The sequence below is a fragment of the Bradyrhizobium sp. BR 10289 genome, assembly GCF_019455385.1.
GTDB lineage: Bacteria > Pseudomonadota > Alphaproteobacteria > Rhizobiales > Xanthobacteraceae > Bradyrhizobium.
Genome location: NZ_JACOFR010000017.1, coordinates 14,442 through 29,001 on the forward strand (window position 1 = coordinate 14,442; position 14,560 = coordinate 29,001).

At 63.3% G+C, this 14,560-nt stretch carries 16 protein-coding genes and 1 tRNA gene; 7 read left to right on the top strand and 10 right to left on the bottom strand.

The features are described from left to right. The first annotated feature begins 66 nt into the window (after nucleotides 1-66). The 4 genes from HYH08_RS24770 to HYH08_RS24785 all read left to right on the top strand — a co-directional run bounded on the left by HYH08_RS24770 (nucleotide 67) and on the right by HYH08_RS24785 (nucleotide 5,253). A complete protein-coding gene (locus HYH08_RS24770) occupies nucleotides 67-843 on the top strand; it encodes a Crp/Fnr family transcriptional regulator (RefSeq protein WP_220012454.1) in 777 nt (258 codons plus the stop codon). A 289-nt stretch (nucleotides 844-1,132) separates the two neighbouring features. Continuing rightward, a complete protein-coding gene (typA, locus tag HYH08_RS24775; RefSeq protein WP_220012455.1) occupies nucleotides 1,133-2,959 on the top strand; it encodes a translational GTPase TypA in 1,827 nt (608 codons plus the stop codon). A 172-nt stretch (nucleotides 2,960-3,131) separates the two neighbouring features. Then, on the top strand, nucleotides 3,132-4,379 hold the full coding sequence (locus tag HYH08_RS24780) for a flavin monoamine oxidase family protein (protein ID WP_220012456.1): 1,248 nt from the start codon (nucleotides 3,132-3,134) through the stop codon (nucleotides 4,377-4,379). Between the two features lie 46 nt (nucleotides 4,380-4,425). Beyond that, nucleotides 4,426-5,253: a protein NO VEIN domain-containing protein gene (locus HYH08_RS24785; protein WP_220012457.1), complete on the top strand. Its 828-nt coding sequence runs from the start codon at nucleotides 4,426-4,428 to the stop codon at nucleotides 5,251-5,253. A 6-nt stretch (nucleotides 5,254-5,259) separates the two neighbouring features. Here the strand turns inward: HYH08_RS24785 and HYH08_RS24790 are convergent, their stop codons facing one another. From HYH08_RS24790 to HYH08_RS24805, 4 genes are read right to left on the bottom strand one after another with little or no spacing between them, the layout of a single operon-like run. After that, nucleotides 5,260-5,667, bottom strand: coding sequence for a thiol-disulfide oxidoreductase DCC family protein (locus HYH08_RS24790; protein ID WP_220012458.1), 408 nt, complete (start codon nucleotides 5,665-5,667; stop codon nucleotides 5,260-5,262). After that, nucleotides 5,667-6,986, bottom strand: a complete 1,320-nt coding sequence (locus tag HYH08_RS24795) for an SDR family oxidoreductase (protein ID WP_220012459.1) — start codon at nucleotides 6,984-6,986, stop codon at nucleotides 5,667-5,669. Before HYH08_RS24795 ends, HYH08_RS24790 begins: the two co-directional genes overlap by 1 nt. 8 nt (nucleotides 6,987-6,994) lie before the next feature. Then, the gene (locus HYH08_RS24800; RefSeq protein WP_220012460.1) at nucleotides 6,995-7,462 is read right to left on the bottom strand and encodes a DUF2269 family protein; all 468 of its coding nucleotides are present in this window, start codon (nucleotides 7,460-7,462) and stop codon (nucleotides 6,995-6,997) included. Further along, nucleotides 7,459-8,349, bottom strand: a complete 891-nt coding sequence (locus tag HYH08_RS24805; protein ID WP_220012461.1) for an alpha/beta hydrolase family protein — start codon at nucleotides 8,347-8,349, stop codon at nucleotides 7,459-7,461. Before HYH08_RS24805 ends, HYH08_RS24800 begins: the two co-directional genes overlap by 4 nt. A 266-nt stretch (nucleotides 8,350-8,615) precedes the next feature. Here HYH08_RS24805 and HYH08_RS24810 point away from each other — a divergent pair, with 266 nt between their 5' ends. Continuing rightward, nucleotides 8,616-9,125 carry a GNAT family N-acetyltransferase gene (locus tag HYH08_RS24810; protein ID WP_008539229.1) on the top strand — a complete coding sequence of 170 codons (510 nt, stop codon included), beginning with the start codon at nucleotides 8,616-8,618 and terminating at the stop codon, nucleotides 9,123-9,125. 180 nt (nucleotides 9,126-9,305) lie between these two features. Next, a complete protein-coding gene (ppa, locus tag HYH08_RS24815; protein ID WP_220012462.1) occupies nucleotides 9,306-9,842 on the top strand; it encodes an inorganic diphosphatase in 537 nt (178 codons plus the stop codon). A 131-nt stretch (nucleotides 9,843-9,973) separates the two neighbouring features. Here ppa and HYH08_RS24820 read toward each other — a convergent pair whose 3' ends face one another. From HYH08_RS24820 to HYH08_RS24830, 3 genes are read right to left on the bottom strand one after another with little or no spacing between them, the layout of a single operon-like run. Then, entirely contained in the window at nucleotides 9,974-10,858 is an 885-nt protein-coding gene (locus HYH08_RS24820) for a bifunctional methylenetetrahydrofolate dehydrogenase/methenyltetrahydrofolate cyclohydrolase (RefSeq protein ID WP_220012463.1), read from the bottom strand. 1 nt (nucleotide 10,859) lies between these two features. Then, nucleotides 10,860-11,213, bottom strand: a complete 354-nt coding sequence (locus HYH08_RS24825) for a DUF167 domain-containing protein (protein WP_220012464.1) — start codon at nucleotides 11,211-11,213, stop codon at nucleotides 10,860-10,862. A 15-nt stretch (nucleotides 11,214-11,228) separates the two neighbouring features. Next, nucleotides 11,229-11,519: a YggT family protein gene (locus tag HYH08_RS24830; RefSeq protein WP_007598721.1), complete on the bottom strand. Its 291-nt coding sequence runs from the start codon at nucleotides 11,517-11,519 to the stop codon at nucleotides 11,229-11,231. 205 nt (nucleotides 11,520-11,724) lie between these two features. On the opposite strand from HYH08_RS24830, the gene HYH08_RS24835 reads away from it, so the two are divergent. Beyond that, nucleotides 11,725-11,800 (top strand) — tRNA-Ala (locus tag HYH08_RS24835). A gap of 160 nt (nucleotides 11,801-11,960) precedes the next feature. On the opposite strand, the gene HYH08_RS24840 is transcribed toward HYH08_RS24835, so the two are convergent. The 3 genes from HYH08_RS24840 to HYH08_RS24850 all read right to left on the bottom strand — a co-directional run bounded on the left by HYH08_RS24840 (nucleotide 11,961) and on the right by HYH08_RS24850 (nucleotide 14,380). Next, a complete protein-coding gene (locus HYH08_RS24840) occupies nucleotides 11,961-12,755 on the bottom strand; it encodes a glutamine amidotransferase (protein ID WP_220012465.1) in 795 nt (264 codons plus the stop codon). Between the two features lie 127 nt (nucleotides 12,756-12,882). Beyond that, on the bottom strand, nucleotides 12,883-13,662 hold the full coding sequence (locus HYH08_RS24845) for an SDR family NAD(P)-dependent oxidoreductase (protein WP_220012466.1): 780 nt from the start codon (nucleotides 13,660-13,662) through the stop codon (nucleotides 12,883-12,885). Between the two features lie 229 nt (nucleotides 13,663-13,891). After that, on the bottom strand, nucleotides 13,892-14,380 hold the full coding sequence (locus HYH08_RS24850) for a tellurite resistance TerB family protein (protein ID WP_220012467.1): 489 nt from the start codon (nucleotides 14,378-14,380) through the stop codon (nucleotides 13,892-13,894). Nucleotides 14,381-14,560: the final 180 nt, after the last annotated feature.

The following is a 14,560-nucleotide window of genomic DNA, read 5'->3' on the forward strand; positions in this document are numbered from 1 at the left end:
TCCACTTGTGCACACAAGGTTTGGATGGAACTCGCTAGTGTAGGGAGCAGATGGCGGGGGGTCACGATGGATGCGCGTATCAGCAAGGCAAACGAGGTCGATAGCCGGCCGGCCAATAACCTGCTTCGGCGCTTGAGCCAGGCCGATTACGCCCTGCTGGCGCCCCACGTCATCGTCGAGAACACCGCGGCGAACCACCTGCTCTACAATCCCGGCGACGATGTCCAGATCGTCCACTTCCCCTGCGGGCCATCGCTTGCGACGTTTCTGGTCCCCAACGAGGACGGCCGCGATGTCGAGACCATTCTGGTCGGCCGGGAGGGTGCAGTCGGCGGCATCGTCAGCGAGGGATTTTTGCCGGCCTATACCCGCATCTGCGTGAAATTCGGCGGGCCGTTCGCGCGCATCAACGTCGCCAAGCTGGAAGCAGCCAAGCAGCGCTCGCTGTCGCTGCGCAATGTCTTTGCCCGCTACGCCGACTGCATGCTGGCACAGATATTCCAGTCCACCGCCTGCAATGCGATCCACTCGATCGAGCAGCGCACGGCCAAATGGATCCTGGCGGCGATGGAGCGGACCGGGGACGAGAGCAGCGTGCCGCTGACCCATGAGCAGCTCGCGACGCTGCTCGGAGTGGGGCGCAGCTATGCGAGCCGCGTGCTCCAGTCGTTCAGGGCGGAAGGCGTGCTCGACACGCGGCGCGGCTCGATCCTGGTCCGCAACCGCGATGGTCTGCGGCTGCGCGCCTGCCTCTGCAACGATGCCGTGAAATTGCATTTCGAAGAGGTGCTCCGCGGGGTCTACCCGACCGAGGAGGCGAGCCCCAACGCGGCTCAGGGGTGAGCCGCGAGGGCGCCCGAACAAGGGCCGGTTTGATGCCGGATCGCCCTTAAGCCCCGGAGATTCCCGGACAAAATTCAGTCAACCAAGGCCCAAAGAACGCATTGTTTTTTGGCGGTTTTTGCATATATTGCGCCGCAACGCGCAGGGCGCCCGGTCTGATATGGCCGGGCTTCCTTTTTGGGCGGAAAGCGCCCCGTTTCCAGTCTTCCAGCGTTGTTTCGAGAAGAGGTCCCGGTCCGACCGGCGAGATCGCGCTTAACCCATTGTTCGACCGCAAAGAAGCTCACTCATGAACCTTCGCAATATTGCCATCATCGCCCACGTCGACCACGGAAAAACCACCCTGGTCGACAAGTTGCTGCAGCAATCCGGCACCTATCGTGACAACCAGAAGGTCGCCGAGCGCGCCATGGACTCCAACGATCTGGAGCGCGAGCGCGGCATCACCATTCTCGCCAAGTGCACCTCGGTGACTTGGCAAGACACCCAGATCAACATCGTCGACACTCCCGGCCACGCCGATTTCGGCGGCGAGGTCGAGCGTATCCTGTCGATGGTCGACGGCGTGATCGTGCTGGTCGACGCGGCCGAAGGCCCCATGCCGCAGACCAAATTCGTGGTCGGCAAGGCGCTCAAGCTCGGCCTGAAGCCGATCGTCGCCATCAACAAGGTCGATCGTCCCGACGCGCGCATCTCCGAGGTCGTCAACGAGGTGTTCGACCTGTTCGCGGCGCTCGACGCCACCGACGAGCAGCTCGACTTCCCGATCCTCTACGGCTCGGGCAAGAACGGCTGGATGGCGAACTCGCCCGACGCCTCCCATGATGTTGGCATGAAGCCGCTGTTCGAGCTCGTGCTCAAGCATGTGGCGCCCCCCGTGGTCCAGGAAGGCCCGTTCCGGCTGCTCGGCACCATCATCGAGGCCAATCCCTATCTCGGCCGCATCATCACCGGCCGTATCGCGTCGGGTTCTGTGAAGCCGAACCAGGCGGTCAAGGTGCTGTCGCGTGAAGGCAAGCTGATCGAGACCGGCCGCATCACCAAGATCCTGGCGTTCCGCGGCCTCGAGCGCCAGCCGGTCGAGTTCGCCGAGGCCGGCGACATCGTCGCCATCGCGGGCCTCACCAAGGGCACCGTGGCCGACACCTTCTGCGATCCCGCCGTCGAGACCCCGCTGCAGGCGCAGCCGATCGATCCGCCGACCGTGTCGATGACCTTCATCGTCAACAACTCGCCGCTCGCCGGCACCGAGGGCGACAAGGTCACCAGTCGCCTGATCCGCGACCGCCTGCTCCGCGAGGCCGAAGGCAATGTCGCGCTGCGCGTTGTCGAGTCCCAGGACAAGGACGCGATGGAAGTATCGGGCCGCGGCGAATTACAGCTCGCGATTCTGATCGAGACCATGCGCCGCGAAGGCTTTGAGCTCTCGGTGTCACGTCCGCGCGTCGTGTTCCAGAAGGACGAAGCCACCGGTCAGACCCTGGAGCCGATCGAGGAGGTCGTGATCGACGTCGACGAGGAGCATTCCGGCGTCGTCGTGCAGAAGATGAGCGAGCGCAAGTCCGAGCTGATCGAGATGAAGCCGTCCGGCGGCAACCGCCTGCGCCTGGTGTTCTACGCGCCGACCCGCGGCTTGATCGGCTATCAGGGCGAGCTGATGACCGACACCAAGGGCACGGCGATCATGAACCGCCTGTTCCACGACTACCTGCCTTACAAGGGCCCGATCCAGGGCCGTCGCAACGGCGTGCTGATCTCCAACGACCAGGGCGAGGCGGTGGCCTACGCCATGTTCAAGCTGGAAGACCGCGGCCCGATGATGATCGAGCCCGGCTGGAAGGTCTACAAGGGCATGATCGTCGGCGAGCACACCCGCGACAACGATCTCGAGATCAACGTTCTCAAGGGCAAGCAGCTCACCAACATCCGCACGACTTCGAAGGACGAAGCCGTGCGCCTGACCCCGCCGATCCGCATGACGCTGGAAAAGGCGCTGGCCTATATCGAGGACGACGAGCTGGTCGAGATCACCCCGAAGTCGATCCGCCTGCGCAAGAAGCACCTCGATCCCAACGAACGCAAGCGCGCGGAAAAGGCCAAGGAAGCGGTGGCGTAAGGCACCATTCTCGCTCGCTGTCATTCCCCGCGAAAGCGGGGAATCCAGTACGCCGCCCTCCCTCGGCTCTATCACGACTGCCTCTGGAATACTGGATCACCCGCTTTCGCGGGTGATGACAGCTGACCTATGGCGGCTTCAGCACTCGTCGCGAACGTGCTAGAGCCCATCCATGTCCCTCCCCTCCTCCGTCGACGTCGCCATCATCGGTGCGGGTGCCGCCGGCCTCGGCGCCGCGCACGGACTTGCGGGCTCAGGCCTCTCCATGATCGTGCTGGAGGCGCGTGACAGGCTCGGCGGCCGCGCCTGGACCGTGCAGGCCTCGCCTGAGGTGACATTCGATGTCGGCTGCGGCTGGCTGCACTCGGCCGACAAGAATTCCTTCGTCCCGATCGCGCGAACACTCGGCTTCGAGCTCAACAAGGACCTGCCGCCCTGGCGCGAGCGCGCCTTCGGCAATGCTTTTCCGCAAAGCGAACGCGACGATTTCATGCGTGCGATGGACGCCTTCTATGAGCGTCTCTGGCAGGCCGCGCAAAAAGGCAAGGACGAGCCCGCGAGCCTGAGCCTCGAGCCCGGCAATCGCTGGAATCCGATGATCGACGCGATCTCGACCTACATCAACGGCTGCGAACTCAAGGACATGTCGACGCTGGACTGGGACGCTTATGAGGACAGCGAGCTGAACTGGCGCGTTCGCTGCGGCTACGGCGCGCTGATCGCCGCCTATGGTGCGCCCTGCCCAGTCGCGCGAAACTGCAACGTCACGCTGATCGATCATTCGGCAAAGCGCATCCGCCTTGAGACATCGCAGGGCGCGCTGACGGCAGACAAGGTGATCGTCACCGTGCCGACCAATCTGATCGCGGATGAAGCGATCCGTTTCTCGCCGCCGCTCGCGGCCAAGGTGAGCGCCGCAGCCGGCCTGCCCCTCGGCGTCGACGACAAGGTGACGCTGGCGCTCGCCGATGCGGAATCCTTTCCGAAGGAAGGCAACCTGCGCGGCGCCACCATGCGTACCGAGATGGGCACCTATCACATCCGCCCGTTCGGCCAGCCCTGCATCGAAGGCTTTTTCGGCGGCAGTTTTGCCCGCGAACTGGAAGATGCCGGCGAGGGCGCCATCGCCGCTCACAGCATCGACGAGATCGCCGGCTTTCTCGGCAACGATATCCGCCGCAAGCTGAAGCCGCTGTACGAGTCGCACTGGGCGCAGGATCCGTTCGCGAGAGGGTCGTACTCGCATGCGCTGCCGGGGCACGCCGGAGATCGCGCCGTGCTGGCTGCGCCGGTCGACGGGCGGCTGTTCTTCGCGGGGGAAGCGACGTCGCCGGAGTTCTTCACGACGGCGCATGGGGCGAGGGACAGTGGAGAGCGGGCGGCGAAAGAAGTGCTGGCGGCAACGTTCGGCGGATCATGAGCCCTGGGACTGGACGCCCAGAACCATTTGGTTCATTTTTCCGTATATGGCCGGCGGCGGACAACCAGACTGGACTGACGAAGAGCTCGATCGCATCGTTGCCGACTATTTTCATATGCTCGGCGAAGAGATATCCGGCACTCCCTATAACAAGGCTGCACACAATCGGGCTTTAAGAGGTAATCTCGATCGAAGCAAAAGCTCCGTCGAATTCAAGCATCGGAATATTTCAGCGGTGCTGGTCAAACTGGGCCTACCCAACATCAGGGGCTACTTCCCGGCCGAAAACTATCAAGCGGCAATTATTGCGGCTATTGACCGGTACCTTTCTCAAAACCCAACTGCGTTGCACCCGGAGAAGGTCGTTGACGGATGGGCTGAGCGACAAGGCCTGTTTGTGGGAGCGCCTCCGGCGCTCCTGCCAGTTTCGTCGCGCAATGCAAACATAGAGCGGCTGATTCGTAAGTTTAATCCCGTCGAGCGCGATTTCCGCAATCGCAAATTAGGTCGTGACGGAGAGGAGCTGGTCTTCCACCACGAACGCCAGAGGCTTACTCAGCTTGAACGCCCCGATCTTGCTCGGAAAATTCGATGGATTTCTGAGGAGCTTGGTGATGGTGCAGGCTACGATATACTTTCTTTCGACGCACAGGGCAAAGAGCGTTTGCTCGAAGTGAAGACAACGGTCGGCGCAGACATCACGCCGTTTTACATCACGAGGAACGAGCTCTCCCTGGCTTCAGAACGCCCAGAGGCCTTTCGACTTTGCCGCATTTTTGATTTCTCGACGTACCCTAGAATGTTCGAGTTAACTCCGCCGCTGGAAAAACTTGTTCATCTTTCGCCGCTCAACTACGAGGCCTCGTTCTCATAGCGGCCGCTATTCGATCACCCTCGCTCGCAAATCGGCATCCGGCACGAAACACGCGTCGTACTTCCCAAAAATACGATAGCGGTTGCGCGCGATGAGGCTGTAGACGGGGTCCCGCAGTGGCTTCGGCACGGCGAACAGGATCCTCACCCAGCTCCAGCCCGGCAGCCGCGACAACACCGTCAGTGCGGCATCGGACTTCAGGAAAACCTCGCCACCATGGACCACTGCATTGGTGTCGGGATCATCCGGGTCGATGCCGAACGTCCGCGCGAGCTTCGCGCCGTACTCCGACTGGATCGGCGTGAAGCGGAATCGTTTCGCCGTGTCGCGCCCGGCAACGAAGCGGACCCAGCGTGAGCAGAAGATGCAGACGCCGTCGAACAGAATCACGTCATCGTCGGGCCACTTTGGCATCAGCGATTGTCCAGCATGAGCAAAGCCACCAGCATCAGCACAATCGCTGGCCCGGTCTTCACCAGTGCGCCGAGCGGCTCGATCCAGAGATCCGGCGTCAGGATTGCGGCACCGAACATGTAGCCCAGGGAGGCGAAGATGCCCGCAACCAAGCCAATAGCCGCCGTGCGTCGGAACGCGATTAGCACGCCGATGCTCATGTCCATCAGGCTGGTGCCGATGGTGATGGGATCGACCAGCGCGGCCGGAAAATTGTGCGCGGTCAAAATCCCGGCGGCGGCGCGGTAGGACACGACCAGCGCGATGAAGCCGGAGACGATCCAGAACGCGACCAGGCTGGCGAAGATCAGCGCCTTGATCAGGAAGAGACGCGCGAACCATTTGTCCTGGATCGTGGCGGGATGGCGCCCGATCGTATCCGTCAGCGTTTTCGGCGCGATATCCGTTGCGGCGATCCACGTCGTGGGGTCGCCGGTCACGCCGCGGCGCAGCTCGGCGATGGCGGTGGAGCGCATTGGCGGCATCCAGCCGAGATGATTGGCGAGATCGCCGATCTTTGCGCCGAGATCGAGCATGAAGGACGGCAGTGTGAAACGTGGCCAGCCGGCCGTGCCGAGGGCAAGGCGGAACTGCTTGATGACGCCGGCCATGGTGACCGGTTCGGTCTGCATCAGATCCCACGTCACGGCTTTCACGGAGGCATCGTCGATATCGCGTGCGGCGAGCCAGGCGATCGTCGCTGCGATATCGTCGACAGCGACGGGCTGGAATGGTGTCGCCATCTCCTTCATCGGCAGATCGAGCGGGAAGGCGGCCAGCGCGCGCAGCATGGCGCTGCCGCCATAGGCCGACGGCGCGACCACGAAACCGGGCCGCAGGATGGCGTGGGGAATGCCGGAGGCCGCGATCAGGCGCTCGGCCTCGCGCTTGGTCGTGGCGAACGCGGTGCGATCGGACGCGGCCGTTCCGGGGATCGAGATATGGATCAGCCGGATCGCACGACCGCTGTCAGCGATCGCGTGAAGCAGGCGCGCGACAAATTCGCGATGCACGGCGCCGGTGTCGCTGCCGGGGCCGTCCTGGAGCACGCCGAGGCAATTGACGACGACATCGACGGCCTGTTCGCTAAGCTGGCGCGTCAATGCGGCTGCATCGCGCGAGAGGATCGGCAACTCGATGTCCAGCGCGTTCATCTTTTGTGACGGCGGTAGGCTGCGCGCGACGCCGACGACGCGAAATCCCCGCGCGCGCAGATCGTCGGTGACGAAGCGGCCGATCAGGCCTGAGGCGCCGAGCACCAAAATGGTTCGCTGACCCATAGAACTCCTCATAAAGGCTTTGCGATCATGAGCCAGAGAATGAGCATGGTCGCGCCGAAGCCGGGGAAGCCGAACGCAAACCAGCGGCGGAATAGCACGAAGTAGCGCTCGGGAAGAGCGTTGTGTTGCTCGGCCGCCTGGCGTGCGAGATCGCGCATCTCGATCTGCATGAAGACGACGGGAATCCAGAACACGCCAGCCAAGACGTAGAGCGCGAGAGAGGCCAGCAGCCAGTGTTCGGTGATCGGCGTGTTGGAGAGCATCATGAGCAAGCCACCGCTGACCGGCTGGAAGATCACCGCCGAGAACGTGAAGATCGCATCCGCGGTCACCACCACCGATGCCGTGCGTGCGATGAACCCTGCATCGTTGGTACGATGCGCCATCAGCATGAAGAAGGCGATGCCGGTTCCGGTGCCGAGAATGACGATGGCGCCAAGCACATGCAGATATTTGACCAGGAAATACAGCGTCATGGCTTCTTCACCGTCACCGGCTTCAGCACGCGATCGAGTTCGCTGCCGGCGGCTTTGACGCCCGCTTCAGTCTCGCTCATCCAATGCCCTTCGCGGCCCACCGCCGCCAATCTGCGGAAGTCGACCTTGCCGCCGCTGCCGCGAAATGCATCGGCCAGGGCCAATGAAAATTTCGGGGCGAAGTACGTATCATTGGCGGCAACGAGCCATGTGACGGGAATGCGCGCCGACTTGCCGAATTCCGCCGCGGCGGCAAGAAGCGTATGCGGCGCGCAAACCTTGTTCGGCTCATCATTGGCACGGCCGCCGCGCCCCGGTGCGAAGGCGATGATCGCCGAGATCGTTTTCGGATCGGCGCTTGCGAGCGCGAGCGCGCCCCAGCCGCCGGCGGAATGGCCGATCACGATCGCGGCATCCTTGCGGACAAAATCCTGCTTTCGCAAAAACTCCAGTGCGAGCGAGATTTCCTCGGCGGTCACGCGGCCGGAACGCGCGTAGTCCGCTTCGTCGCAGCCGCCCTGATCTTCGACATAGAGGCCACCGGTTGCCCCATGGCCGAGCCGCTCCGGCACCAGCACGGCAAAGCCACGTGCGACGAGGAACGCTGCCAGTGCGGGGTATTCCGGCTGCGGCATTTGCGCACGACGCAAGCCGTTCTGCGTCGATGCATGCGCGATCACTGCAAGCCGGAACGGGCCTGCGCCCGAGGGGCGAAACAGCAGGGCATGCGACGCAATGTCGGGATCCGGCGACGGCACGCGCCATTCCTGCCGACGAAACGGCTCGCTCTCAGCACCCGACGCGGCGAACGTGACCTGGGCGCACAGAGGCGGTGCAGTCAGCACGGACAGCAGAGGCAGCAGCGAGAGGATGTTGAAGAGCCGCATGAATGGCCGGAGGCGAGCACGCACAGCGATGCCCACACTAGTAGGAACGAATCATTCGAGGCGGATTTTCTGCGCTGCTATTGCAGTTCATTCGCTGTCGCACCGCAGTTTTGCACCGACTCATGGCACGCCGGTGCCTCCCGAAGTGGCCTCTTGTCTTTTTTCGGTACAACATGGTTAAAATACTGATGCAGAAAGTCCACAGGTTAACCGATAATTAACGATAGGTCTTGCCGCCGACGCGGCGACTTGGTTTGATCGCGCCCATGAGCACAACCCTGATCGAGGTCCGGCCGGCCAAAGCTGCAGATGCAACTGCGGTGGCATCGACTCATGATGAAGCCTGGCGTTCGGCCTATCAGGGCATCATTCCCGGCTCCGAGCTGGAGAAGCTGATCAACCGCCGCGGTCCGCAATGGTGGGACAGCGCGATCCGCAAGGGCAGCCGCGTCAGCGTGCTGGTGTTCGGCGACAAAATCGCGGGCTACGCCAATTACGGCCGTAACCGCGCGCGCAGCCTGCACTTCGACGGCGAGATCTACGAGCTTTACCTGCGGCCGGAATTCCAGGGGCTCGGCTTCGGCCGCCGCCTGTTCGCTGCCGCCCGCCGCGACCTGATGCAGAGCGGACTGAAGAGCATGGTGGTCTGGGCGCTCTCGGACAACGACCCCGCCACCGAATTCTACCGTGCCCTCGGGGGGCGCATGGTGGCGCGTTCCTCCGAGCGCTTCGGGCCGAAGTCGCTCGACAAGGTCGCCTTCGCTTGGACCAATTGAGCTGCTGAAGTCCAACCGGGCAGCATGTTCCATCCGCCGATACCGTTGCCGTATGCGCCGGTGATTGCTGGATTCATTATTTCGCAAGAACACGATGGATTGCCGGAGCAAGCCCGCGTATGACAGCGCCAAAATCGCTGCCGGGCGAGATTTAACGTCGGCAATAACGGAGCTTTCTTAATGCGTATCGATGCTATCTCGATCGGAAAAAACGTCCCCCACGACGTCAACGTCGTCATCGAAGTTCCCGTGGGCGGCGAGCCGATCAAATACGAGATGGACAAGGAGGCCGGCACGCTCGTGGTCGACCGCTTCCTGTACACGCCGATGCGTTACCCCGGTAACTACGGCTTCATCCCGCACACGCTGTCGGACGACGGCGACCCCTGCGACGTGCTGATCATCAACACCCGCGCCATCATCCCCGGCGCCGTCATGAGCGTGCGCCCGGTCGGCGTGCTGTTCATGGAAGACGAAGCCGGCGGCGACGAGAAGATTCTCGCGGTGCCGTCGTCGAAGCTGACGCAGCGCTACGACAAGGTGAAGTCATATTCCGACCTGCCGGACATCACGCTGCAGCAGATCCAGCACTTCTTCGAGCACTACAAGGATCTCGAGAAGGGCAAGTGGGTGAAGATTTTGCGCTGGGGCGGCCCGGAAGAAGCGCAGAAGATCATTCTCGAAGGCGTCGAGCGCGAGAAGAAAAAGAAGGGCTGAGGCATCCGTGTCCCGGACGCGGCGCGGCATGAAATGACGCGACGCAGAGCCGGGACCCATGCTGCCGCTGGGCCCCGGCTCTGCAGCGCATCGTTACACGCTGCGCTGCGTCCGGGGCACGAGAGCTCGAACTACACTGCCGGCTTCGGCAGCCCCGCAATCGCACACGCCGCGCGCAGCGTATTCACCAGCAGGCAGGCCACCGTCATCTGGCCGACGCCGCCCGGCACCGGCGTGATCGCGCCGGCAACGCCAAGCGCTTCCTGATAGGCGACGTCACCGACGAGCCGCGTCTTGCCATCCTCTTTGGGGATGCGGTTGATGCCGATGTCGATCACGGTCGCACCCGGCTTCAACCAATCACCGCGCACCATCTCAGGCTTGCCGACTGCGGCATAGACGAGGTCGGCGCGCTTCACGAGGCCGGGCAGATCGCGCGAGCGCGAATGCGCGATGGTCACCGTGGCGTTCTCGTTCAGCAGCAATTGCACCAGCGGACGGCCGACCAGATTGGAGCGGCCGATGACGATGGCGTTCATGCCTTCGAGCGAGGCGTGCACGCTCTTGGTCAAAATGATCGAGCCCAGCGGCGTGCAGGGCGATAGCGCTTCGAAACCGCCGGCGAGCCGGCCGGCATTGTTCGGATGCAGGCCGTCGACGTCCTTGGCGGGATCGATGGCGTTGATGACGGCCTCGGTGTTCAGCCCCTTCGGCAGCGGCAATTGCACGAGAATGCCGTGCACGGCGGGATCGCGGTTGAGCTTGGCAACGACGGCGAGCAGATCTCCTTGCGAGACGTCGGCGGGCAGCTTGTGCTCGAACGAGGCCATGCCGGCCGCCTGGGTTTGGGTATGTTTGGAGCGGACATAGACCTCGCTGGCGGGATCGTTGCCCACCAGCACCACCGCGAGGCCCGGCACCAGATTGTGCTCACGCTTGACGCGGGCGACCTCGTCGGCGACGCGGCCACGGAGTTCCGCGGCAATGACTTTTCCATCGATGATTTTGGCGGCCATGTCAGTTCCCTTGATCACTCGATTTCCCCATAGCGAGCCTGCGCAGCGTCTCACCGAGCCGCGCCGGATCGCCGTCCACCGCGATCTGCTTCAGCCGCGAGGTGGCACCGGATAGCAGCTTGACGCTGGCCTTGGGCACACCAAGCGATTTCGCCAGCAGCACCAGAACGGCCTTGTTGGCCTCGCCGCCATCGGCGATCGCACGCACCCGCACCTTGAGCACGCTGCGGCCATCGGCCAATTGCTCGATCCCGTCGATATCGTCGCGGCCGCCGCGCGGCGTCACCCGCAGCGCGATGCTGATTCCTGCGGCCGCGTAGCGCCAGGGTTCCTTAGGAGCCTCTTTCGCGACCAAGGCGCTCCAGCCTGCTCAGATCACGTTCGGATAGATGTAATACAGGATCACCCGCTCGATGAACATGATGAGCAGGATCAGAATGATCGGCGAGATGTCGAGGCCGCCGAGGCTGGGCAGGAAATTGCGAATCGGCGCCAGCACCGGCTCGGTGATCCGGTACAGGAACTCCGCCACCGCCGAAACGAACTGGTTGCGGGTGTTCACGACGTTGAAGGCGATCAGCCAGGACAGGATCGCCGAGGCGATCAGAAGCCAGACGTAGAGGTCGAGCACGATGATGACGATGTCGAGAACGGCACGCATGGCTTTTGAGGACTCTGGCTTTTTGAAAACGCTGGCTGCAGTCGGGATTGACGCCTTTTGCTAGATATCGGTTCCGTCAGGCCCAAACAAGGGAAGTCGGTGCCGGGATGGCTAAAACCCCCTTACGCCCGTCCTTGACTTGACCCTGCCGGGGAACTTAAATGGCGCCCGGTTGTCGGCCGCATTGACCAGAGCGGCCAGCAAAGGGGCCATAGCTCAGCTGGGAGAGCGCGTCGTTCGCAATGACGAGGTCGGCGGTTCGATCCCGCCTGGCTCCACCAGCCTTCGCTCGCTTCGCGAGCTACGGCTCGGCAAGCCGGCCCAGCTCCATCGTAGCGAAGCGAGTGAAGGCTGCCGCGGCGTAGCCCAAAGGGCGAAGCCGGGCTCTATCCGCCTGAACCCATATCCACGGAAGAGGCAAGGACTTGCGCCGAGACGCTACTATTCAGCGGCTTGCGCGAGGATCGGCCGGCGCTCGAGCCAGCCGTCGATGAAATGATCGAGCCAGGCGCGTTCTGCAGCATCATACACGGCACGGTCCGCGAAATGATGATGCCGTTCGCGCGCACCGGGCGCGCTGAGGCCGTCATAGCCGCGCGTGGTCCAGCAATGCATCATCGCGTAGGTCACGTCGGGGTGAAACTGCAGGCCGAAGGCATTGCCCACGCGGAACGCCTGGTTTGGAAAATCATCACCCTCAGCCAGCAATTCGGCGCCTCGCGGCAGCTCAAATCCCTCGCGATGCCAGTGATAGACCTGTGCCGGCCAATCCGGGCAGAGTGCGTGGCCTGCAGCGGTCGGGCGGATCGGGTAGTAGCCGATCTGGGTCAGCGCCTGCGCATGTGGCGCAACGCGGGCTCCGAGCTGCACCGCCAGCATCTGCGCACCCAGGCAGATGCCGAGGAACGGCCGCTGTTCGCGGAGGGGAATTTCGATCCAGTCGATCTCGCGCCTGATGTAGTCGTCTGGATCATTGGCGCTCATCGGGCCGCCGAACACCACGGCGCCAGCGTGCCGGTCGAGCGTCTCGGGCAAGGGATCGCCGAAGCGGGGACGGCGGATATCGAGGCGATGGCCGAGGGCCCGCAGCGCGTTGCCGACACGGCCGGGCGTCGAGGATTCCTGATGCAGGATGACGAGAACCGGCAGTTTCGTTTCGGGGGCGGCCGCGCCGGGCGCCCTCTTTCGGAAGGGCACCAATTCTGCGCTACCAAACCTGTCCGTCCGGAACGACATGGCCTCTGCGAGTGCTATCGGTTCAAGCCGCCAGCATAGCTAAGCGAAGGTTAACATCGCGTGAGTTCGCGCACACTGGCCCGATACTGAAGCCAGCCCCGGGCCACTACGGACGCTGTTTGCCCACCTAATGCCTCTGCCGCTGGAACCGGCTCGTCGCGGACAGGACGAAGCCGCGCGGGAAGAAGCGCAGAGCAAACGGCACAATCTTGATGCCGAGCCCCGGCAGCACTGCCCGTTTGTTGGCCATCAGGCCGCGATAGGCCTGCTGAGCAACTTCTGCAGCAGAAACATTCAGCATGGCCGTATCGTGCCCGGATCCAACGCGCGCCCGTGCCTGGAATTCGGTGGGTACCGGACCCGGGCAAAGCACGGTGACCCGAACACCGCGCGGCGCCAGCTCCGCCCGCAATGCTTCGGTGAAGGAGATCACATAGGCCTTGGAAGCATAATAGACGGCCATGCCGGGGCCCGGCAGAAAGCCGGCGACCGATCCGACATTGAGAAGGCCGCCCTTGTTCCTGATGAGCTGATCGGCAAAGCGCAGCGACAGGTCGGTCAGGGCGCGGACGTTGACATCGACGATGCCGACCTGCTCGTCGCGGTCGCGCTCGATGGCATCGCCGAACACGCCGAAGCCGGCATTGTTGACGAGATTGTCGAGCTCGACGCCCTCGGCCGTGAGCGCGGCCGCGATCTTCTCGCCGGCGTCGGCCTCTTGGAGATCGCAGGCGATCACGATCGGCTTCTTGCCGCCCTTGGAGGCGAGCTCGTTCGCGAGCGCCTCGAGACGATCCGCCCGCCGCGCGGTCAGCGCGAGGCGATGTCCGTTCGCGGCGAACACACGCGCCAGCTCCGTGCCGATGCCCGCCGACGCACCGGTGATCAACGTTACCCGCTCAGTCACGATCGAAGTCTCTTGAATTGAAGCTTTTTGGCCCTGCAATGGCGGAACGAGAGCATAGGCCGTGCGCGACAGGCAAGCGTCGCTTGCGGCATGGCCGCCTGAGCGCGGAGAGGGAGGGCAGAAAACTCCGGAATTACAGGCGAATCCGGGAACCCGGCCGGCGAGCGATTACATTAAAGTTTCGTCATGTGGCCCGCACAACCGGCAATTGGCCACGTCGGTCGCGGCTTCAGCTGCCGACCGCGCCGTCCTTGACCTGACCGCCGGCGCGGTCGGCGACCGCATGCTTCAGGTCGATCCGGTCGCGCTGGGAAATTCCGAGCAGGTCGGAGGCGCGCCAGACGACATTGTCCTCGAACTCGGAGACCTGGCCGTCGGCATAAACCAGCTCCCACATCATCTGGACGATCCGCTTGCGGCCGGCTTCGTCGAGCGAGCGCATGATGACGCTGGTGAAATGATAGAGATCGACCGCCTCGCCCTCGACCTGGGTCGCATCCGCGATCAGACGGTCCGCGGTGCCGCGATCGAGCCCGAAATGGCTTTCGATCAGGCTGTGCAGCTTGCGCTGCTCGGCCGCGGTCGGCTCGCCGTCGAGCGAGACCACGTGGACCAGCAGCGCGGTTGCAGCCAGCCGGTAATCGCTATCGCCGAACGCCCGATCCCCGGCATGGGGAGCAACGATGTCGGCGATGAATTGGCGCAGGCCGTCGAGCATAAGGTCCACCCGAAATTCGATGACGCCGCGGGGGCGCGGCCGTTACCAGCAATATATGAGCGGGAAACTGAGCCAGCGCAACGTGCGTCAGTTCCGCGCGCGTATTACGTTTCGGCAATATGTCCGTTTCGTTATGACCGGCCTGGGACACGTTATGATTGTCCCTGGAGATGCCCACTG